The sequence below is a fragment of the Acidovorax sp. GW460-11-11-14-LB4 genome, assembly GCF_059423685.1.
The window spans coordinates 1-20,216 of sequence record NZ_JBWKYJ010000084.1 but is presented as its reverse complement, the minus strand read 5'-3'; the positions used below and the strand labels follow the sequence as shown (position 1 = coordinate 20,216).

General features: G+C 66.5%; 17 protein-coding genes and 1 pseudogene. 11 read left to right on the top strand and 7 right to left on the bottom strand.

The features are described 5' to 3' along the window. The first annotated feature begins 260 nt into the window (after nt 1–260). Both AC07X4_RS21295 and AC07X4_RS21290 read left to right on the top strand, forming a co-directional pair. The gene (locus AC07X4_RS21295) at nt 261–923 is read left to right on the top strand and encodes a CPBP family glutamic-type intramembrane protease (RefSeq protein WP_494741235.1); all 663 of its coding nucleotides are present in this window, start codon (nt 261–263) and stop codon (nt 921–923) included. Nucleotides 924–955: 32 nt separating this feature from the next. After that, nucleotides 956–1,624, top strand: a complete 669-nt coding sequence (locus tag AC07X4_RS21290) for a hypothetical protein (RefSeq protein ID WP_494741234.1) — start codon at nt 956–958, stop codon at nt 1,622–1,624. Between the two features lie 68 nt (nt 1,625–1,692). Here the strand turns inward: AC07X4_RS21290 and AC07X4_RS21285 are convergent, their stop codons facing one another. Both AC07X4_RS21285 and AC07X4_RS21280 read right to left on the bottom strand, forming a co-directional pair. Next, nucleotides 1,693–2,379 carry a DUF4336 domain-containing protein gene (locus AC07X4_RS21285; RefSeq protein ID WP_494741233.1) on the bottom strand — a complete coding sequence of 229 codons (687 nt, stop codon included), beginning with the start codon at nt 2,377–2,379 and terminating at the stop codon, nt 1,693–1,695. Nucleotides 2,380–2,451: 72 nt separating this feature from the next. Beyond that, a complete protein-coding gene (locus tag AC07X4_RS21280) occupies nt 2,452–3,369 on the bottom strand; it encodes a LysR family transcriptional regulator (protein WP_494741232.1) in 918 nt (305 codons plus the stop codon). A gap of 256 nt (nt 3,370–3,625) precedes the next feature. Here AC07X4_RS21280 and amaB point away from each other — a divergent pair, with 256 nt between their 5' ends. From amaB to AC07X4_RS21255, 5 genes are all read left to right on the top strand, one after another. Continuing rightward, nucleotides 3,626–5,173 (top strand): L-piperidine-6-carboxylate dehydrogenase, encoded by a 1,548-nt coding sequence (gene amaB, locus AC07X4_RS21275; RefSeq protein WP_494741231.1) that lies wholly within the window; start codon nt 3,626–3,628, stop codon nt 5,171–5,173. Nucleotides 5,174–5,196: 23 nt separating this feature from the next. Then, complete coding sequence (locus AC07X4_RS21270; RefSeq protein WP_494741230.1) at nt 5,197–6,393, top strand: NAD(P)/FAD-dependent oxidoreductase; 1,197 nt, start codon at nt 5,197–5,199, stop codon at nt 6,391–6,393. A gap of 76 nt (nt 6,394–6,469) precedes the next feature. Further along, nucleotides 6,470–7,387: an amino acid ABC transporter substrate-binding protein gene (locus AC07X4_RS21265; RefSeq protein ID WP_494741229.1), complete on the top strand. Its 918-nt coding sequence runs from the start codon at nt 6,470–6,472 to the stop codon at nt 7,385–7,387. Then, entirely contained in the window at nt 7,384–8,610 is a 1,227-nt protein-coding gene (locus AC07X4_RS21260) for a pyridoxal phosphate-dependent aminotransferase (protein ID WP_494741228.1), read from the top strand. The genes AC07X4_RS21265 and AC07X4_RS21260 overlap by 4 nt, the downstream gene beginning before the upstream one ends. 23 nt (nt 8,611–8,633) lie before the next feature. Next, nucleotides 8,634–10,319 (top strand): thiamine pyrophosphate-binding protein, encoded by a 1,686-nt coding sequence (locus AC07X4_RS21255; protein WP_494741227.1) that lies wholly within the window; start codon nt 8,634–8,636, stop codon nt 10,317–10,319. Nucleotides 10,320–10,350: 31 nt separating this feature from the next. Here AC07X4_RS21255 and AC07X4_RS21250 read toward each other — a convergent pair whose 3' ends face one another. After that, nucleotides 10,351–11,232: a LysR family transcriptional regulator gene (locus AC07X4_RS21250; RefSeq protein ID WP_494741226.1), complete on the bottom strand. Its 882-nt coding sequence runs from the start codon at nt 11,230–11,232 to the stop codon at nt 10,351–10,353. Nucleotides 11,233–11,367: 135 nt separating this feature from the next. On the opposite strand from AC07X4_RS21250, the gene AC07X4_RS21245 reads away from it, so the two are divergent. The 4 genes from AC07X4_RS21245 to AC07X4_RS21230 all read left to right on the top strand — a co-directional run bounded on the left by AC07X4_RS21245 (nt 11,368) and on the right by AC07X4_RS21230 (nt 15,781). Next, nucleotides 11,368–12,315 (top strand): DMT family transporter, encoded by a 948-nt coding sequence (locus AC07X4_RS21245; protein ID WP_494741225.1) that lies wholly within the window; start codon nt 11,368–11,370, stop codon nt 12,313–12,315. A 45-nt stretch (nt 12,316–12,360) separates the two neighbouring features. After that, on the top strand, nt 12,361–13,668 hold the full coding sequence (locus tag AC07X4_RS21240) for a Y-family DNA polymerase (protein WP_494741224.1): 1,308 nt from the start codon (nt 12,361–12,363) through the stop codon (nt 13,666–13,668). Nucleotides 13,669–13,861: 193 nt separating this feature from the next. Continuing rightward, nucleotides 13,862–15,421: a methyl-accepting chemotaxis protein gene (locus AC07X4_RS21235; RefSeq protein ID WP_494741223.1), complete on the top strand. Its 1,560-nt coding sequence runs from the start codon at nt 13,862–13,864 to the stop codon at nt 15,419–15,421. A 93-nt stretch (nt 15,422–15,514) separates the two neighbouring features. Continuing rightward, entirely contained in the window at nt 15,515–15,781 is a 267-nt protein-coding gene (locus tag AC07X4_RS21230) for a hypothetical protein (protein WP_056061307.1), read from the top strand. Between the two features lie 35 nt (nt 15,782–15,816). On the opposite strand, the gene queF is transcribed toward AC07X4_RS21230, so the two are convergent. From queF to AC07X4_RS21210, 4 genes and pseudogenes are all read right to left on the bottom strand, one after another. Continuing rightward, nucleotides 15,817–16,662: an NADPH-dependent 7-cyano-7-deazaguanine reductase QueF gene (queF, locus tag AC07X4_RS21225; RefSeq protein ID WP_494741222.1), complete on the bottom strand. Its 846-nt coding sequence runs from the start codon at nt 16,660–16,662 to the stop codon at nt 15,817–15,819. A 99-nt stretch (nt 16,663–16,761) separates the two neighbouring features. Then, nucleotides 16,762–17,667 (bottom strand): 2OG-Fe(II) oxygenase, encoded by a 906-nt coding sequence (locus tag AC07X4_RS21220; RefSeq protein ID WP_099729677.1) that lies wholly within the window; start codon nt 17,665–17,667, stop codon nt 16,762–16,764. Nucleotides 17,668–17,703: 36 nt separating this feature from the next. Then, on the bottom strand, nt 17,704–18,489 hold the full coding sequence (gene yaaA / locus AC07X4_RS21215) for a peroxide stress protein YaaA (protein WP_494741221.1): 786 nt from the start codon (nt 18,487–18,489) through the stop codon (nt 17,704–17,706). A gap of 227 nt (nt 18,490–18,716) precedes the next feature. Then, nucleotides 18,717–20,216 (bottom strand): annotated as a pseudogene (locus AC07X4_RS21210) (Rne/Rng family ribonuclease); the annotation flags it as partial.

Here is a 20,216-nt window from a genome sequence, read left to right as displayed (position 1 = left end):
GGCCTGGGGGGCCTGGGGTGTGGTACTGCGAGTCACACCTCTTCTATGCGAGATTCGGTGAGGGGCAGGCCCCAGCGGCCCATGGCCGTCTTCTTGATCCACAGGTAACCTAGGGCCAAAGCCGCATCCTTTGGAGAGATGCAGCGCATACCCAGGGAACCACCTTGCCGCATACGTCATCCGCGCCAAAGCCGTTATCAGCGAAGCTGGACTTGCCCTACTGCTTCGGCCATCCCGTATCCCTGTCCACCAAAGGCTGCATGACGCTGTGGGCGGCCAGTGCCCTCGCTTTCGTGTTGCTGTTGGCGGTGCCGACCTGGGATCCGAGCCCGTGGACCGGGGCGTTGGCAGCGGTGCTGTTTGTGGGCGTGCAATGGGCCGGATTGCTCGTCGCCGTGGGCCCGGACTGGGTGGCCCTGTTCAGGCGCCCCCGCTGGCGCGATGTGGCGTTGGCATTGGCTGCCGTGCCACTGGTGTTGGGCTTGCCCGCGCTGGTGGCTGTGTATGGGCTTGGCATGTCGCACCTCAGTGCCAACGCCAGTGTGGATGCCGTTGCGGGCCTGACATCTGCACAACTGGTAGCGCGGTTTGCGCTGGTGGCTGTGCAATTGCTGGGTGAGGAGCTGGTCACCATTATCCCGCTGCTGGCCACTGTGGCCTTGCTGCACCGCGTCGGCATGCCTGCCCGCTGGGCCATTGCTGTGGCTTGGGTGGCCACGGCGTTGCTGTTTGGTGCGCTGCACCTGCCCACCTACCAATGGCATGTCGGCCAGGCCTTGCTGGTCATCGGTACCGCGCGCCTGGTGTTGACGGGGGTCTTTGTCTACACCCGCAACCTGTGGGCCAGCACCATCGCCCACATTGCCAACGACTGGGCGATCATGGCCTTTGCGCTGGCCTTTTCACGCAGCGTTGGCACCTGACTGAACGGGCCCTTGGCCTCAAGGAGTTGATGGTGGACTTTCTCAAGATACTCAAGTCGTTTGAAGACTTTGTGTATGAAGCCCTGATCTGGTTGGTGTTGCTGCCCAAGACCTTGTGGCGCATCGTGCGGCGCCCGCGCCAGATGGTCACTTATGTGCAGGCAGAGCAAGACCGCGAAGGCGAGGACCGCTACGGCGATGCGATCAGCCCGCCGCTGTTGCTCATCTTGTGCGTGCTGGTGGCCCATGTGCTCGATCTGGCTCTGCGCAAGCAAGGAGCACCTGAGATGGGCACGCTCGCGGGCGAGCTGCTGAAGTCCGAGGAGAACCTGCTGCTGTATCGCACCATAGCTTTTGGCATCTGGTCGCTGGCCGGGGCTGTCTGGTACCTGCTGCACAGTCGCCAACCCATTCACCGCCTCAACCTGCGCAACCCGTTTTACGAACAGTGCTACCTGGTCGCACCCTTTGCGCTGGCCGTGTCGATCAGCACGTCGCTGGCCCTGGTGGGCGGGGTGCTGTCTGCGGTCGGCGTGGGGCTGTTTCTGCTGGCGCTGCTGTGGTTTTGCACCGCCGAATGGCACTGGGTGAGCGAGCGCGCAGCCCTCGGCAAGGTACATGCGGCCGGGGTAGCCGGTGGGCTGGTGCTGGTGGGGCTGTTGGCCAATACCGGGTTGGGGTATGTGCTCCGACATCTTTGAGGGGTACGGGGGGATGGCGTGGCAGTGAGGCCCACGGCGTCCCGTGGATGATGGGGTGATTGTTTCGGTCAGAGCACTGCGAGCGCCTGTTTGACCTGTGCGTAGGCACGGTTGTCGAGCACTTGGTTGTGGGCCGTCACGACCCGCTCAAAGGGCCAGCGCAGCACGCGCTCTGCGCTGCGGGCTGCGGCACGACGGTCACGCACCAGCGCGCGCACCGTGACCGGGACGGCCAGTTGGCGCCGCACCCCGGTCAGCGTGGCATAGGCACGCGTGGACCAAGGCAGGTCCCCCGCCATCCACTGCAGAAGGTCTGTCACGATGAGCGTGGCCGAAGGGCGGTGGAACCATACCGACTCATTGCCTGCAGGAATGCCTTCAAAAGCCAGGTGCTCCAGGTCTGGAAGCCATTCGGGCACATCGCCTGAGGGCAGATCGTGCAGCCTGGCTGCCAGGTCCGGCCGCTTCTGAGCCAGGCCCTTGGGGCCATACACCCTGGCGTTCGGGAAAGTCTGGGCGCAAGGCGCCAGAAACAGGTGGTGCATCTTGTTCGGTGCCACGATGAAAGCCACCGTGCCAAGTGCCTGCAGCTGCTCCAGCAGGGCACTCCCTGGGGGCATTGGAATCGGTGAGTGGACGAGAAGCTGCTCTCCTGGCAGCCGCACCACAGTCATGCGGGTGGTGATGGGAAGTCCGTTGGCCTTGAAAGCGTGGGTGGCGTTCCAGAGACAGGTGTCGAGGGATTCAAGTTGCATGGCGCAGGAGGATGCCCTGGCCCTGTTGGCGGCGTCTTGAACGAATTCGACATGCTGGTGGTCCTGCCGTCGTCATCCTTTCCCCTGCCTCTGCACCGCGCACTCCCCCACCAGCCAGTCCCTGAACGCCTTCACCAACGGCGTCTGCGCCCGCGCTTCCGGGTACACGAGGTAATAGGCATCGGTGCTCGTCAGCACCTGGTCTGACAGCTCCACCAGGCTGCCTGCCGCCAGTTCCTGCTCAATCAAAAAGCGCGGCAGCAGCGCCGCACCCAGGTGCGATACGGCGGCTTGCGCAATCATGGCGAAGTGCTCCGACTGGGGGCCGCGCAGGGCCAGGGCGGTGGGGGCGCCAACCAGCTCAAACCATTCGGCCCATTGGGTGGGGCGGGTGCTTTGCTGCAGCAGCACCACGCGCGTCAGGTCCTGCGGGGTGTGGATGTGGTGGCGGTCGCGGTAGGTGGGGCTGCACACGGGCACGGTTTCTTCGTGCATCAGGTATTCGCACACGGCGCCCGCCCAGTGCGGGGTGCCGAAGTGGATGGCTGCGTCGAACGGGGTGCCCGCAAAGTCAAATGGCTCGGTGCGGGCCGAGAAGTTGACCATGGCCTCGGGGTGCAGCGCCATGAAGCCGCCCAGGCGCGGGATGAGCCAGCGGGTGCCCAGCGTGGGCAGCACGGCCAGGTTGAGCAGGCCGTCGGTGCTGGAGAACGCCATGGCTTTTTGCGTGCTGGCCGACAGTTGCTGCAGCACGTTTTGCACGTCGGCCGCGTAGACGCGGCCCGCGTCGGTCAGCACCACACGCTGGCGCACGCGGTGGAAGAGGGCGGTGCCTATCTGCTCTTCCAGCTGGCGGATCTGGCGCGACACGGCGCTTTGGGTGAGGTGCAGCTCCTCGGCCGCGCGCGACACGCTTTGGTGGCGGGCTGCCGCCTCAAAGGCCAGCAGGTCGGCGGTGGAGGGCAGGAAGGCGCGGCGCAGCAGGGTCATGGTGTCAAATGGGATCAATCATGCGCAGGGGGAATGAGCGGCTCTGTCTCGTTGTGCATGGTTTTGGGTTGTAGCGCTACTACATCAAGCGTCGGCAGCTCTGCAATTTTCAGGCACTTGATGCTGATTTGTGATCAAGTAGTTCCATTTTTTTGCTATCCAGCACGGCGCGATTGGCGGATATTGGCGCATTCATTGCGTGTGTTCTTCCACGCTGTTGCCATCTCTCTGCCTTCACTCACCTTTGCGAGTCGCCATGTCTGCCACCCCTGCCGCCACCCCTGTTGTCACACCGCTCTTGTCCGAAGTCGATCAACTGCTGCAACGCCTGGGCGTGCCCCGCGCGGCTTACACCGGCGGCACGCTGGCGGCGCGCTCGCCCATCACGGGCGAGGTGCTGGCCCAGGTGCCGCAGCAAAGCGCGGCCGATGCCACGGCCGCCATCGGTCGCGCGCATGCCGCCTTTTTGGCGTGGCGCAATGTGCCCGCACCGCGCCGGGGTGAACTGGTGCGCCTGCTGGGCGAAGAGCTGCGCGCCGCCAAGGCCGACCTGGGTCTGCTGGTGACCATCGAGGCGGGCAAGATCCCTTCCGAAGGCCTGGGCGAGGTGCAGGAGATGATCGACATTTGCGACTTTGCCGTGGGCCTGTCGCGCCAGCTGTATGGCCTGACGATTGCCACCGAGCGAGTCGGCCACCGCATGATGGAAACCTGGCACCCGCTGGGCGTGTGCGGTGTGATCTCGGCCTTCAACTTCCCGGTGGCGGTGTGGTCTTGGAACGCGGCGCTGGCGCTGGTGTGTGGCGATTCGGTGGTGTGGAAGCCGTCGGAGAAAACGCCGCTCACGGCCCTGGCCACGCACGCGATTGCGCAGCGCGCCATCGCCCGCTTTGGGGCCGATGCACCCGAAGGCCTGCTGGAGCTGATTGTGGGCCAGCGCGACATTGGCGAGGTGCTGGTAGACGACGCCCGCGTGCCCGTGCTGTCGGCCACCGGCTCCACCGCCATGGGCCGCGCCGTGGGCCCACGCCTGGCAGCGCGTTTTGCGCGCGGCATTCTGGAGCTGGGCGGCAACAACGCCGCCATCGTGGCGCCTACGGCCGACCTGAACCTGGCCCTGCGCGGCATCGCGTTTGCCGCCATGGGCACGGCGGGCCAGCGCTGCACCACGCTGCGCCGCCTGTTTGTGCACGAGAGCATTTACGACCAGCTGGTGCCCCAGCTGGCCAAGGTGTACGCCAACGTGCAGGTGGGCGACCCGCGCACCGCTGGCACGCTGGTGGGCCCGCTGATTGACCGCTTGGCCTTTGATGGCATGCAAAAGGCGCTGGAGCAAAGCCGCGCGCTGGGCGCCACGGTGCACGGCGGCGGCCGGGTGGAAGGCATCGGCGGTGCGGACGCGTACTACGTGCGCCCCGCGCTGGTCGAGCTGGCAAAGCACGAAGGCCCCGCGCTGCACGAAACCTTTGCGCCCATCCTGTACGTGGTGCGCTATCAACTTATCGACGAAGCCATCGCCATGAACAACGCCGTGGGCGCTGGGCTGTCGTCGTCCATCTTCACGCTCAATGTGCGCGAGGCCGAGCAGTTCATGTCGGCGGCAGGCTCGGACTGCGGCATTGCCAATGTGAACATCGGCCCTAGCGGCGCCGAAATTGGCGGCGCGTTTGGCGGCGAGAAGGAAACGGGCGGTGGCCGCGAAGCGGGCTCGGACAGCTGGAAGGCCTACATGCGCCGGGCGACCAACACCATCAACTACTCCACCGCACTGCCGCTGGCGCAGGGCGTTACGTTTGACGTGTAACCCACGCGCTGGTTGCCCCGTTCATGTTGATCGCTAAGGAATCACACCCCATCGTCATCATCGGCGGTGGCGTCATTGGCAGTGCCATTGCCTACTTTCTCACCCTGCAGCAGCTGGGCTGCGAGGTCGTGGTGGTCGAGCGTGACCCGACCTACGCGCGCGCCTCGTCGGCGCTGTCTGCCAGCTCCATCCGCCAGCAGTTCTCGACCGACATCAACATCCAGATATCGGCCTACGGCATTGGCTTTTTGCGCAACGTGGGCACGCTCCTGGCCTGCAACGGCGATGTGCCGGACATCGGTCTGCACGAAGGCGGCTACTTGTACCTGGCCACCCAGGCGGGCGAGGCCACGCTGCGCGAGAACCATGCACTGCAAAAGCAGCACGGTGCCGATGTGGCGCTGCTGGGCCCGCAGCAACTGGCCGAGCGCTTTCCCTGGCTGGCGCTGCAGGACGTGGTGCTGGGCTCATTGGGCCTGTCGGGCGAGGGCTGGTTTGATGGCTACCTGCTGCTGACGGCGCTGCGCAAAAAGGCACAGAGCCAGGGCGTGCGCTATGTGGCCGACGAGGCGGTGGGGCTGGACACGGCGGCCAGCGACGGCGTGTTGCATGTGAATGCGGTGCGCCTGCAAAGTGGCAACGTGCTGCCTTGTCGCTATGCCGTGAACGCCGGTGGCCCCTGGGCGGCGGCCATTGCGGGCTGGGCGGGCATTGATCTGCCCGTGGTGGGCAAGCGCCGGACGGTGTTCAACCTCGCCAGCCCCGCCGCGCTGCCGGGTTGCCCGCTGCTGATCGACACCAGCGGCATCTGGCTGCGGCCCGAGGGCAAAGGCTTCATCTGCGGCTTTGCGCCCGACGCAGACAACGACGCCGACTTTGCCCCGCTGGAGCCCGAGTACGACGCGTTTGACCACCACATCTGGCCCACCCTGGCCGAGCGCATCCCCGGCTTTGAGGCACTGCGCATGCAGGGCGCCTGGGCGGGCTACTACGAGATGAACACCTTCGACCACAACGCCATCGTGGGCCTGCACCCGGCGTGCGACAACCTGGTGTTTGCCAACGGCTTTTCGGGCCATGGCCTGCAGCAGTGCCCCGCCGTGGGTCGGGGCGTGGCCGAGCTGTTGCTCACGGGCAGCTACCAAAGCCTGGACCTGTCGCCGCTGTCCATTGAACGCATTGCGCGCAACGCGCCGCTGCTCGAAAAGAACGTGATCTGAGCGTCACCCCAGCCGCCCGATTTCTCTCTCCCCGATTCATCCACCTGCCAACCACAAAACACACGGAGACAACGACATGGCAATTTCCCGCAAGACCTTCACCGCGCTCGCTGCAGGCCTGGCCCTGGCCTGCATGGCCACGGCCCCCGCACAGGCACAGATGGTCACCCAGCCCACGCTGGAGAAGATCAAAGCCAGTGGCAAGGCCGTGCTGGGCGTGCGCGAGACCTCGCCGCCCATGGCCTACGCGCTGGGCGCGAATGAAAAATACGTGGGCTACCACGTCGAGCTGTGCGAGCGCGTGCTCAAGGAAATCGCGCCCGACGCCAAGCTCGAATACATGGCCGTGACGGCGCAAAACACGCTGCCGCTGGTGCAGAACGGCACGCTGGACATTGGCTGCGGCCCCACCACCAACAACACCGCGCGCCAGCAGCAAGTGGCCTTTGCGGTGACGACCTATGTGAGCGAAGTGCGCATGGCCGTGCGCAAGGATTCGGACCTGAAGTCCATCAGCCAACTCGCAGGCCGCACCATTGCCGCATCCACCGGCACCACCGCCGTGCAACTGCTGCGCAAGCAAGAGCGCGCGCTGGGCGGCGCCCCCATCAAGACCGTGCTGGGCAAGGATCACCACGAGAGCTTCCTGCTGCTGGAGACCGGCCGCGCCGATGCCTTTGTGCTCGACGACAACCTGCTGGCCGGGATGATTGCCAACTCCAAGGACCCCTCGGCCTACCGCATCGTGGGCGAGCCCTTGGGCGCCGAGCCCATTGCACTGCTGTTCCGCAAGGACGACCCGACCTTCAAGGCTGCGGTGGATGGTGTGCTGACCAAGCTGATGCAAAGCGGTGAGATGGAAAAGATCTACACCAAGTGGTTTGTGAACCCCATTCCGCCCAAGAACATGAGCCTGAACCTGCCGCTGGGCACCACGCTGCGCCAGCTGTTTGCCACCCCCAACGACAAGCCCCTGGAGACCTACCAGCAATGAACGCTCCCATCCCCGCCACGGCCTTCCGCGCGGCCGACCGCCTCGCTGCCATCGGCGTTTCCGAAATCGTGCGCCTGACCCAAGAGGCCAACCAGCTCAAGCGCCAGGGCCAGCCCGTGATCGTGCTGGGCTTGGGCGAGCCCGACTTCGACACACCAGCCCACATCCTGGAGGCCGCACAGCAGGCCATGGCGCGGGGGGAGACGCATTACACGGTGCTGGATGGCACACCCGAACTCAAGGCCGCCATCCAGCACAAGTTCAAGCACGACAACGGACTGGACTTTGCGCTGAACGAAATCACCGCCGGTGCGGGCGCCAAGCAGATCCTCTACAACGCGCTGATGGCGTCGGTGAACCCCGGCGACGAGGTGATCCTGCCCGCACCGTACTGGACTTCGTACGCCGACATGGTGCTGATTGCAGGCGGCGTGCCGGTGGTGGTGCCCTGCACCGAGGCCAACGGCTTTCGCATCACGCCCGAGCAGCTGGAGGCGGCCATCTCGCCGCGCACGCGCTGGGTGTTCATCAACTCGCCCTCCAACCCCAGCGGCGCGGCCTACAGCGCCGAGCAACTGCGGCCCGTGCTGGAGGTGGTGGCGCGCCACCCGCAGGTGTGGCTGCTGGCGGACGATATCTACGAACACATCCTGTACGACGGGCGCGCGTTTGCCACGCCCGCCGCCGTGTTGCCCTCGCTGCGCGACCGCACGCTGACGGTGAACGGCGTCTCCAAGTCGTATGCCATGACGGGCTGGCGCCTGGGCTACGGCGCAGGACCCAAGGCGCTGATTGCCGCCATGGCGGTGGTGCAGAGCCAGGCCACATCGTGCCCTTCGTCCATCAGCCAGGCGGCGGCTGTGGCGGCGCTGTCCGGGCCGCAAGACGTGGTGCGCGAGCGTTGCCAAGCATTCCAGGACCGGCGCGATCTGGTGGTGGCCGCGCTCAACGCCTCACCCGGCCTGCGCTGCCGCGTGCCCGAGGGCGCGTTCTACACCTTTGCCAGCTGCGAAGGCGTGCTGGGGCGCACCACGCCGGGCGGCATGCTGCTGCGCACCGATGCCGACTTCTGCGCCTACCTGCTGCGCGAGCACCATGTCGCGGTGGTGCCCGGTGGGGTGCTGGGGCTGGCGCCATACTTTCGCATCTCTTACGCAGCCTCTACCGCTGATTTGCAAGAGGCCTGCGCGCGCATCCAGCGCGCCTGCCAGGCCCTGTTCTGAATTTCTGATCCGATACCGTTGATATGAATACGACCTCCCTCACCCCGCGCACCGGCGGCCAGATCCTGGTGCAGCAGCTCATCACCCATGGCGTGAAGCAGCTCTTTTGTGTGCCTGGGGAAAGCTACTTGGCTGTGCTTGATGCGCTGCATGACGCGGATATTGGCGTGACCGTGTGCCGTCAGGAGGGCGGCGCGGCCATGATGGCCGAGGCGCAGGGCAAGCTCACCGGCCAGCCCGGCATCTGCTTTGTGACGCGCGGGCCCGGTGCCACCAATGCCTCGGCCGGCGTGCACATTGCGCACCAGGATTCGACGCCCATGATCCTGTTCGTAGGCCAGGTGGCCCGCAACGCCATGGGGCGTGAGGCATTTCAGGAGCTGGACTACAGCGCCGTGTTTGGCACCATGGCCAAGTGGGTGGTGCAGATTGACGACCCCGCTCGTGTGCCCGAGCTGATCTCGCGCGCCTTCCACGTCTCCACCTCAGGCCGCCCTGGTCCCGTGGTGGTGGCGCTGCCCGAAGACATGCTGACCGAGGCCGCCACGGTGGCCGATGCGCTGCCCTACCAGGTGACAGAAACGCACCCCGGCGCCGCGCAAATGGCCGAGCTGGCGCAGCGCCTGCAAGCCGCCCAAAGCCCCGTGGCTATTTTGGGTGGCAGCCGCTGGTCCGAGCAGGCGGTGCGCGAGTTCACCGCGTTTGCCGAAGCGTGGTCCCTTCCCGTGTACTGCTCGTTCCGCCGCCAGATGCTGTTCCCGGCCACGCACGCTTGCTACGGTGGTGACCTGGGTCTGGGCGTCAACCCCAAGCTGCTGGCGCGCATCAAGGCGTCGGACCTGGTGCTGGTGGTGGGTGGGCGGCTGTCAGAAGTGCCCTCGCAAGGCTACGAGCTGTTCAGCATTCCCACCCCGGCGCAGCCCTTGGTGCATGTGCATGCCGATGCGGACGAACTGGGCAAGCTCTACCGCCCCACACAGGCCATCCACGCCACGCCCCAGGCGTTTGCTGCGGCGCTCAATGCAGTGCGCCCCACAGCGGCTGTGCCATGGGAGGCCCACACAGAAGCCGCCCATGCCGAATATCTGGCCTGGAGCGATACGGCACCCATCCGCATCCCCGGCAACCTGCAGATGGGCCAGGTGATGCAGCACCTCAAGGAAGTGCTGCCCGCCGACACCATCTTCTGCAACGGCGCGGGCAACTTTGCCACCTGGATTCACCGCTTCTGGCCTTTCACCCACTACGCGAGCCAGCTCGCGCCCACCAGTGGCTCCATGGGCTACGGCCTGCCCGCAGGCGTGGGCGGCAAGCGCCTTTGGCCGCAGCGCGAGGTGGTGATCTTTGCGGGCGACGGCGACTTCCTCATGCACGGGCAAGAATTCGCGACTGCCGTGCAGTACGGCCTGCCGATCATCGTGGTGCTGCTGGACAACGCCATGTACGGCACCATCCGCATGCACCAGGAACGCGAGTACCCCGGCCGTATCAGCGCCACGCAGCTCAAGAACCCTGACTTCAAGGCCTACGCCCAGGCCTTTGGCGGCCATGGTGAACGCGTGGAGCGCACGGAAGACTTTGCCCCCGCGCTGGCCCGCGCCCGCGCCAGTGGCCTGCCCAGCGTGCTGCACTGCCTGATCGATCCCGAGGCGATCACGCCCACCGGCACACTGCAGGGCATTCGCAGCGCGGCACTCTCCAAGAAGTAGGCTCCCGTTTCGTCAGCAGGCGCTGAGGCGCTCAGGCAGTCACGCGGGCGCCGCCAGACTGCCGCAGGGTCTGCACCAGCAGATTCTGCAGGCTGTCCACCGCCTTGGAGCCGCGCGATGCGCGGCTGCGGTAGACGGCCACCTCCATGGGGGCCAGCGGCCCCAGGCCGTGCTCGGTGCCGAGCACCTGCAACTGCGGTGGCACGCTGCAGTGGGTGAGGGCGGCCACGGCCAGGCCGCTTTCCACCGCTGCAATTTGTCCGGCCAGGCTGGAGCTGTGATAGACCACCTTGTAGCGGCGCCCCTGCTGCGCCAGCGCGTGGATGGCGCCGCGCCGCGCCAGGCTGGCCGATTCGTACACCGCAATGGGCAGCGGGTCGCGCCTCCACAACTCGAACTGCGCAGACCCCACCCACACCATGGGCTCATGGAACAGCAGCGTGCCCCGGCGTGCGTGGTCGCGCGAGATCAGGGCCAGGTCCAGGTCGCCATTGGCCACACGCGGGATGAGTGCGGTGGACTGCTCGCAGTCCAGTTCTATCTCCACCGCGCTGTGCCGTGGCGCAAAGCGTTTGAGCACGGGCGTGAGGTAGCGCGCTGCGTAGTCATCCGGCACCCCCAGCCGCACCCGGCCTGTGAGTGCGTCGCCGTTCAGGGCGTCATGTGCTTCTGCATGCAGCTCCAGAATGCGGCGGGCGTAGCCCAGCAGGGTTTCACCCTTGGGCGTGAGGTGCTGCTTGCGGGCGTCGCGCTCCAGCAGTCGGTGGCCTACGGCGTCTTCCAGCTTCTTGAGCTGCATGCTGACCGCCGACTGGGACCGGTGCACCTCGGCCGCCGCGCCGGAGAGCGAGCCTGCATCCACCACAGCCACCAGGCACTGAAGCCAATCGAATTGCAAATCGCGGTAGCTCATGGATTGCCCCAGTGATGATGTATTCGATGATCGAATGGTTGGTGTGAGAATTATGCGCTTTGGATTGCAAAGGCTGGCAGCCACACTGCGGGCATGCAGCAGTCTTCCTTTACCGTTTCAGGCACATCCGCACCCGTGGTTCCAGCGTCCGCTTCACCTGCGGGCAGCGCGCGTGGGCTGTCGTCTGCCCACCGGCTGGACGGCTGGATCGCCTTCGTGCTGGGCAACGCGCTGCTGGGCACCATCGGCGTGTTCGTGCATGAGGCGCAGGCGGCGCCGTTGACGGTGACCTGGTTCCGCTGCGCTTTTGGTCTCGTGGGGCTCACGTTATGGATGGCCTGGCGCCACCGGTCGTGGTCGGGACTGTGGCAGGGGCTCTGGGTGGGCTGGGCGGCTTTGCCGTGGGTGTTGCTGCTCAGCGGGCTCATGTTGGCGAGCTGGTGGCTGTTTTTCACGGCGATCCAGCAGGTGCCCACCGGGGTGGCGGTGGTGCTGTTCCATGTGCAACCGTTGTGGGTGTTGCTGCTGGGGGCGTGGTGGCTCAAAGAAGCCGTGCCTCGGCAGCGCGTGGTGTCAGTGCTGGTCGCGATGGTGGGGTTGGTGCTGGCCACGGGCGTGGCCGGGGGGCTGTCTTCCTCAGGTGCCGGGCATGCGTCTGGCTACTGGGTGGGCGTGGGCCTGTGCCTGATAGGTGCGCTGTGCACAGCCACCGTCACCGTAGTCGCCAAGCGCTTGGGGGTGCTGCCGCTGGGGACCCTGGCGTGGTGGCAATGTGCGCTGGGTGCGGCTGTGCTGTGGGTGGTCCCCGTGGGACACGGTTGGCCTGCCTGGGGAGTCTCCTGGGCATGGCTGGGTGGGTTGGGGCTGATCCACACCGGCTTGGCGTATACCTTGATGTACGCGGGCATGGCACGCCTGGCGACGGCCCGGGTGGCGGTACTGCAGTTTGCTTACCCCACGGTCGCCATCGTGGTGGACTGGTTGTACTTTCAGCACACTTTGGGCGGTTGGCAGCTGGCGGGTGTGGTGCTGATGCTGGGGGCCATCGGCGCCGGGGAGCGCAGCGCGCGGCGCAATCGCTAATCATCCGCCTTCGGTGGGAGGGCGTCGCCCCGCACAATATCGGGTGTGACCGCCACCGAGCCAGATTCTCCTGAAACCCCACCTCCTGCGCAGGCTGCCCCTACCGGCAAGCTGCGCCGCATCGCGCACCTGGACATGGACGCGTTCTTTGCGTCCGTGGAGTTGCTGCGCTACCCGCAACTCAAAGGCTTGCCTGTGGTGATCGGTGGCGGGCGGCGCAAGGTGGACGAGCTGCTGCTGCGCGGGCCAGACGGCACCGAGGAGCGCGAGCGGCGCTTCATACCGGTGGAAGACTTTCCGCTGCTCAAGGACTACGTGGGCCGGGGCGTGATCACCACGGCCACCTACCCGGCGCGGCAGTTCGGCGTGGGCTCGGCCATGGGCATGATGAAGGCCGCCAAACTGTGCCCGCAGGCCATCGTGCTGCCGGTGGATTTTGACGAGGTGCGACGCTTTTCGCGCCTGTTCAAGAGCACCATCACCGAGATCGCACCGGTGATGCAGGACCGGGGGGTGGACGAGGTCTACATCGACTTCACCGACGTGCCCGGCGGCCAGCGCGAAGGCGGGCGGGTGCTGGCGAGGCTCATCCAGAAAAGCATCTTTGATAGGACCGGGCTGACCTGCTCGATCGGCGTGGCGCCCAACCGGCTGCTGGCCAAGATGGCCAGCGAGTTCAACAAGCCCAACGGCATCTCCATCGTTTACGAGGAAGACCTGCAGAGCAAAATCTGGCCCTTGAACGTGCGCAAGATCAACGGCATCGGTCCCAAGGCGGGCGAGAAGCTGGCACGGCTGGGCATTGAAACCATCGGGCAGCTTGCCGCGCAGGATGAGCAGTGGCTGATGGGCCACTTTGGCAAATCCACCGGCGCCTGGATGTACCGGGTGGCCTGGGGCCGCGACGACAGCCCGGTGGTGACCGAGAGCGAGCCGGTGAGCATGAGCCGCGAGACCACCTTCGACCGCGACCTGCATGCGGTGCGTGACCGGGCCGAGCTGGGCGCCATTTTTACCGACCTGTGCATGCGGCTGGCCGAAGATCTGCAGCGCAAGGGCTATGTGGCGCGCACCATCGGTATCAAGCTGCGCTACGACGACTTCAAGATCGCGACGCGTGACCACACCGCCAACAGCTACACCGCCGACGGGGCGACCATCCGGCAGCTGGCCGGGCAATGCCTCAAGCGCGTGCCGCTGGACAAGCGCCTGCGGCTGCTCGGCGTGCGGGCCAGCACGCTGGCGCGGCGGGGGGAAGAACCAGCGCCAGAGCCGCGTGCCACAGCGGCCGCAGAGGTGCGTCGGCGCGGGCCTCGGGCAGAGGCGACCATGGAAACCGGGCAGCTTTTTTGATTGAGGGTGCGGATTTCCAAAAGGCGGTGAGCAGGCTCTCAGTGTTTGCGCTTTGAGGGGCGTGGGGAGGCACCTTTTTGGGGCAAAGCAGGGGAGGGAGCAGTTAGACTTGATTCGTATCAAGCGGTTACATACAACACGCCACAAAAAGCCGCGCCGCCTGCCCCTGCCGCAGGCCCTTCAGGAGCCTCGAATGCGCATCAATCTGCCAGTGACCCAGCAGAATTTTGACTACCCCGGTGAAGAGTTGCTGGTGTCCAGCACCAACACCAAGGGTGAGATCACGCACTGCAACCCGGCGTTCGTGCGCGTCAGCGGTTACAGCTACGACGAACTCATTGGCCAGCCCCACAACATCATTCGCCACCCCGACATGCCGGCCGAGGCCTACAAGGACATGTGGCGCACCATAGGCCGGGGCGAGCCCTGGACGGGCTTGGTCAAGAACCGCCGCAAGAACGGCGACCACTACTGGGTGCGAGCCAACGTCACCCCCATCATGGAGGGCGGCAAGCCACGCGCCTATATGTCGGTGCGCACCAAGCCCAGTGCGGCCGAGATGGTGGCCGCCGAGGCCCTGTATGCACAGATGCGCAGCGAGGCGGCTTCGGGCGCAAGCAGCTTCTACCTGGACTCGGGCAACGTGCGCTACCGGGGAGTGCGTGGCTGGCAGCAGCGCCTGGCGCAGATGGCGCTGCTGCCCCGCATGGTGATCCTGCTGCTGATGACGGTGCTGCTGGCCTTGTTGCCCGACGTGATGGGGCTGCAAGGCACCACCGCCTGGGTGGCCCGCCTGGCGCTGCTGGTGCTGGGGGCGGGGGGGACGCTGTGGCGCTTTCAGGCCACCGTGCTGCAAGGGGTGCACGACGCCACCCGTTTCGCATCCGACATCTCGGCCTGCAACCTTGCCACGTCGGTGGGCACCGACTACCCCCAACCCCTGGGCGCGCTGATGCAGCGCTTGCAACAGACCCAGGTCAACCTGCGCGCCGTGGTGGGCGACGTGCGCACCGAGGTGCGCAACTTCATCGAATCGGCCGACGAAATCGCGCGTGGCGGCATGGACCTGTCGGCCCGTACCGAGTCGCAGGCCAGCAGCCTGGAAGAAACCGCCGCGGCCATGGAGCAACTGGCCAGCACAGTGCTGCAGACGTCGGAGACAGCAGCCAAGGTGTCGCACGAGAGCGCACAGAGCAGCGACATCGCCACGCGCGGCGGCCAGGCGGTGCAGGAGGTGGGGGCGGCCATGCAGCAGATGAAGCTGTCGTCCACCAAGATCAGCGAGATCGTGGGCGTGATCGAGGGCATTGCCTTCCAGACTAACCTGTTGGCGCTCAACGCCGCCGTGGAGGCGGCCCGTGCAGGCGAACAGGGCCGGGGCTTTGCGGTGGTAGCGGGCGAGGTGCGGGCCCTGGCGCAACGCAGCGCCAGCTCTGCCAAGGAGATCAGCGGCCTGATCGGCGTCACGGTGAACCAGATCGCCAGCGGCGCGCAGCAGATGGACCATGCGGGCACCACCATCGAGGGCGTCGTGCACGCCGTGGAGCGCGTGAGCACGCTGGTCCAGCAGATCAGCAGCGCCACCAAGGAGCAGTCGCAGGGCATTGCCCAGGTCAACGAGGCGGTGACGCAGCTCGACACCGTGACGCAGCAGAACGCCGCGCTGGTGGAGGAGTCGGCCGCCGCCGCCCAGGGCCTCAAGGAAAGCGCGGTGTCGCTGGGCCGCTCGGTGGATGTGTTCCGGCTGGGTTGAGCGGCACTGCAACGAGCCGCCAAGGAACACTCGCACCTTGACGAATTCTTACTCGTAACTTACAGTGATTTTCCCGTTTTCCGGGAGATCACCATGACCCTCGACGAGCTGCAGCGCATCAAGCAGTGGCATGTGGCACACAAGGCCGACCACCCGCTCGAATACCACCTGTGGGACCTGGTGCTGACGGTCTGGATGCTGGGCTGGGTGGGCTGGTTTCCCATCTGCGCTTTTGGCGAGCCCTGCGCCGCGCCGGTGTGCCTGATCGGCATTTTTGTCCCCAGCCTGTACGTTGCCTGGCGCACCCGCGCGCACCTGCGCCACACCCTGCGGTGCGACTGGATCGATGCGCGCAACTGACGGATGCGTTCGGTTGATGGGGGGCGGGGGCAGGCCTACTGCCGGGCAGTGCGCACGTTGCGCGGCAGGGCCTGCGGGTGGCTGGTGCGCAGGGGGTTGATGTCCAGCCCGCCGCGGCGCGTGTAGCGCGCGTACACCGTGAGCTTGATGGGCTTGCAGCGTGCCCACACGTCCATGAAGATGCGCTCCACACACTGCTCATGGAACTCGTTGTGGTTGCGAAAGCTCACCAGGTACTGCAGCAGCCCTTCCTGATTGATCTGCGGGCCGCTGTAGCTGATCTGCACGCTGCCCCAGTCGGGCTGGCCGGTCACTAGGCAGTTGCTTTTGAGCAGGTTGCTGGTGAGGGTCTCGGTCACGGGCGCTTCGTTGAATGTGGCCGTCAGCAGGTCGGGCGCGGGCTGGTAGCGCGTGCATTCCACGTCCAGCCGGTCCAGGCTCAGGCCGTCCAGCTCATGCACGGGTTCCTGGTCGAACAGCTCGGGTGCGATGAGCTTCACGCCCACGGTGGCGGGGTGGTCGGCGCCACGCCATACGGCTTCGCTGATGTCGGCGCGGATGCGGGCCTGCACCTCGGCCGCATCGGCAAAGCGGGTGTTGTTGAAGCTGTTGAGATACAGCTTGAACGACTTGCTCTCGACGATGTTGGGCGTCTCGCAGGGCACGGTGATGTGCGCCAGCGCCACCTGCGGCTTGCCACGCGCATTCAGCCAGGACAGCTCGAACGCCGTCCACAGGTCGGCCCCGAAGAAGGGCGCCGAGCCGGTGATGCCGATCTCGGCCCGCTTGCCCGCGCGCGGGATGGGGAACAGCAGCGAGGCGTCGTACTGGTCCACATAGGCCGATGCCTTGCCGAGTTGGGATTGTTCTGGCGTGTTCATGGCCTGGTCTTTCGGGTGTGTGGGTTCCAAGGGGGTCTGTGCTATTGCTACTATTTTTATAGCTGCTGGCGCATGTTCGACTAGCGCATACCGGGGTTTTTACTGAAATTCCCGCTCACGCAGCCATTTGGTGGCAATCCATTTGTCCCCGGCGATCACGGGGGCGCCGCCATGCAGGGTGCGGGTGGACGGGTGCGGGCGCTCGTAGCTGAAGAACACCGCGTTGCCACGCTGCGGCGCCACCTCCAGGTGCACGTCAGGGAAGGTGGTGCCGCCGCCTTTGTCAGGTGTGTTCAGGTACATCACCAGCGTGCCCACGCGCTGGCCGCCGCGCTGGATGATGCTGGGCGTGCCGGGCTCGGCGGGGTCGAAGTAGTCGTAGTGCGGCTTGTATTCGGCGCCGGGGCGGTAGTGCAGCACCTGCAGGCCTTCGCCGTTTTCGATGGGCCAGTGGAGCAGGCGCGCAATGCGCTCCTCGATGCGCTGGATCAGGGGACTTTGCCCGCGCTGGAAGAACATGCCGTCGCTGGTGCGGTCGGCATTGATCTCTTCGCCCCCGGTCTTGGTGGCCACGGTGAGCGAGCGTGCCATGCGTGGCTCTGCAGCGGCTATGAGGGCATCGCACTCCTCGGGCGACAGCAGGTTGCCAAACACCACGATGCGCGGCTGTGCCATGGCCAGCAGCACATTCACGGCGCGGTCTCCGCAGTCCACCTGGGCGGGGGATTCATCCAGCCGGGGCTCGGGCACCCGCACGGCCGAGGGCAGGCCCTGCTGCACGGCTAGGTCGTTCAGGTGCTCCTGCAGCGTGATCTCCAGCGCATCCGCCGCCACGTCTTCGTCCCAGCCTGCGTCACGCATGGACTGCAGCACCACGGGTGCGGCGTAGCCCGCCTGGGCCTGCTCGATGATCCAGCGGCGCAACTCGGGGGTGATGGCCTGCCGCGCTGCGCTGGCGTGCTGGGTGGTGGTGCTGTCCGGGTGCTGGTCAGAACGCGATGCCATGGCGGTCCTTCAACAAGAGCAGGGTGGTGGGCGGATTTATGCGGAGGCCGGGGTCTTGCGCCGGAAGACCAGGCGCTCGGGCTCGGATGATGCCGGGGCAAAGGCATAGCCGTCCAGGTCAAACCCTTCGAGCTGGTGGGGTGTGGCAAGGCGGCGGGTGATGGCGTAACGCGCCATCAGGCCGCGTGCGCGCTTGGCAAAGAAGCTGATGATCTTGTAGTTGCCGCCCTTCCAGTCCTCGAACACGCATTCGATCACGCGGGCCTTGAGTGCCTTGCGGTCCACGGCCTTGAAGTATTCCTGCGAGGCGAGGTTGATCACCACTGGCGTGGTGTCGGCGCGCAGCCGGGTGTTCAGGTGCTCGGCAATCTGGCGGCCCCAGAACTGGTACAGGTTGCTGCCTGCCTCGGTGGCCAGGCGCGTGCCCATCTCCAGGCGATAGGGCTGCATGCTGTCCAGCGGCCGCAGCACACCATACAGGCCGCTGAGGATGGCGACATGGCTCTGGGCCCAGTGCAGGTCGTCAGCGCTCAGGCTGCGGGCTTGCAGCCCCTCGTACACGTCGCCATTGAATGCCAGCACCGCCTGGCGCGAGTTGTGGGCCGTGAAGCGGGGGCGCCAGGCCTGGTAACGCGCCACGTTCAGCGCCGCGAGCTTGTCGCTCAGTTCCATCAGCGACGCGATCTGCTGCGGCGACTGCTCCCGCAGGACTTCGATCAGGGCCGTGGACTGCGGCACAAACTGGGGCGTGGTGTAGGGCAGGCCTTCGGGAACGGGCGTGTCGTAGTCGAGCGATTTGGCGGGAGACAGCAGGAACAGCATGGGGGCAAAGGGTCCGTGGATCTCGGGAGTGAAGTGTGGCCTGGAAAGCGCGGGTTGCTGGCTGCGCCAGCGGTCTGAAATGGTACCTGCTGGACGACCGTCTTCTGTCGCTTGCGGGTATTGGCGCCCAGCACGGTGCTTGCTCAGTTGCCCCAAAAAAAGAAGGCGGCCTGAGCCGCCTTCTTTGCGTGGGCTGCGGCCCTGGGGGCAGCAGCCATTGCAGCGCATCAGGCTGCGGGGGGCTGCTCAAACGGCAGCGCCATGGCCGACAGGTCGCGGCGGGTTTCCACCAGCACCAGCGGACCTTCGTCCAGCACCACCGCAGGGGGGCGCTCGCGGGGCACGCGGATGGGCTTGGGCTCGGCAGCGATGGCGGCCTGCACGGCAGCGATCTTGTCCGCGTCAGAGTTCACCCACTGCAGGCCCGATGCGGCAGCCACTTGCTGCAGTTCATCGATGGGCAGCGTGAACGCTTGAACGCGGGGCAGTCCCTTGGCTTGCCCAGCTGTTGCTACGGGTGCCTGGGCGGCTACCGCCGGTGCGGGTACTGCGACAGGCGCCGGTGCAGCCACCGGGGCGGCTGCAGGGTTTGCAACGGGCGCTGCAACAGCTGTCGCGGTAACAGGCGCTGCGGCTGGCTCAGTGGCTGAAGCGGCTGGGGCTGCCACAGGAGCTGCGACAGGGGTTGCCACCGGTGCCACGGGCTCGGCAGCGGGCGCGCTGCTGAAGTAGCTGCGGCGCGGCGCCTCGTCCTGTGCCGGTGCGGGCTCGGCCTGGGTGGGGTCAAAGTCCAGCATCGCTGGCGCAGCTGATTCGGCGTTGCCGTTGTTGTCGCGCGGGCCACGCTCGCCACGTTCGCGGCGGTCACGGCCATAGCGGTCGCGGGAGCGGCGCTCGCGGCGCTGCTCTTCGGTGGCGCCATTGCCGTTGGCGGGTGCGTCATTGCCGCTCAGGTCCAGGTCCGGCAGCGATGCCAGTGGAGCGGTGTCCGCAAAGTCACCAGCGGCGGCCGTGGCGCCTGCCTCCTGGGCCTCGACCGCGCGGGGAGCGCGTTCACCGCGTTCGCCGCGGTTGCCACCGCGATCACCCCGTTCGCGGCGCGGACCGCGCTCGCCACGGGGTTGCTGCGCCGGCTGACCTTCTGTGCCACCGGTGTTGCCTGCGTTGGGGCCTTCCGCCGGAGTGGTTGCAGCATTGGAGTTGTCACCATTCACGCCAGCGTTCAGGTTGCGCGGCTCGCTGTCGCGGCGGCCACGGCCCCCTTCACGGCCTTCGCCACGTCCGTTGCGGCCCCCTTCACGGCCTTCGCCTTCGGGACGGCGCTCTGCGTCGCGGGGAGCGCGGCCTTCGGCCGAGCGTTCGCCACGGCGGCCACGGCCTTCGCCAGAGCTGCCTTCGCGGTTGCCATCACGTGGTGCGCCTTCGCGCTGACCGTCCCGGTTGCCATCGCGGCCGCCACGGCGGCCACGGTTTTCACCGTTGCGGCCTTCGCGGCGCGGTTCGCCACGGCTGGTGGTTTCGGCAGCGGCAGGAGCGGCTGCGGGCGATGCCGTTGTGACCGGGGTGGGGGCTGCTGGTGCGCTGCCAAAGCCAAACAGGCTCTTGAGCCAGGCGAAGAAGCCTTGCTCTTGCGGTGCGGCAGGGGCGGGCGCTGGAGCGGCTACTGGTGCAGGTGCAGGGGTGGCAGCGGCTGCAGGGCGTTGGCCACCACGGGGTGGGCGTGCGGC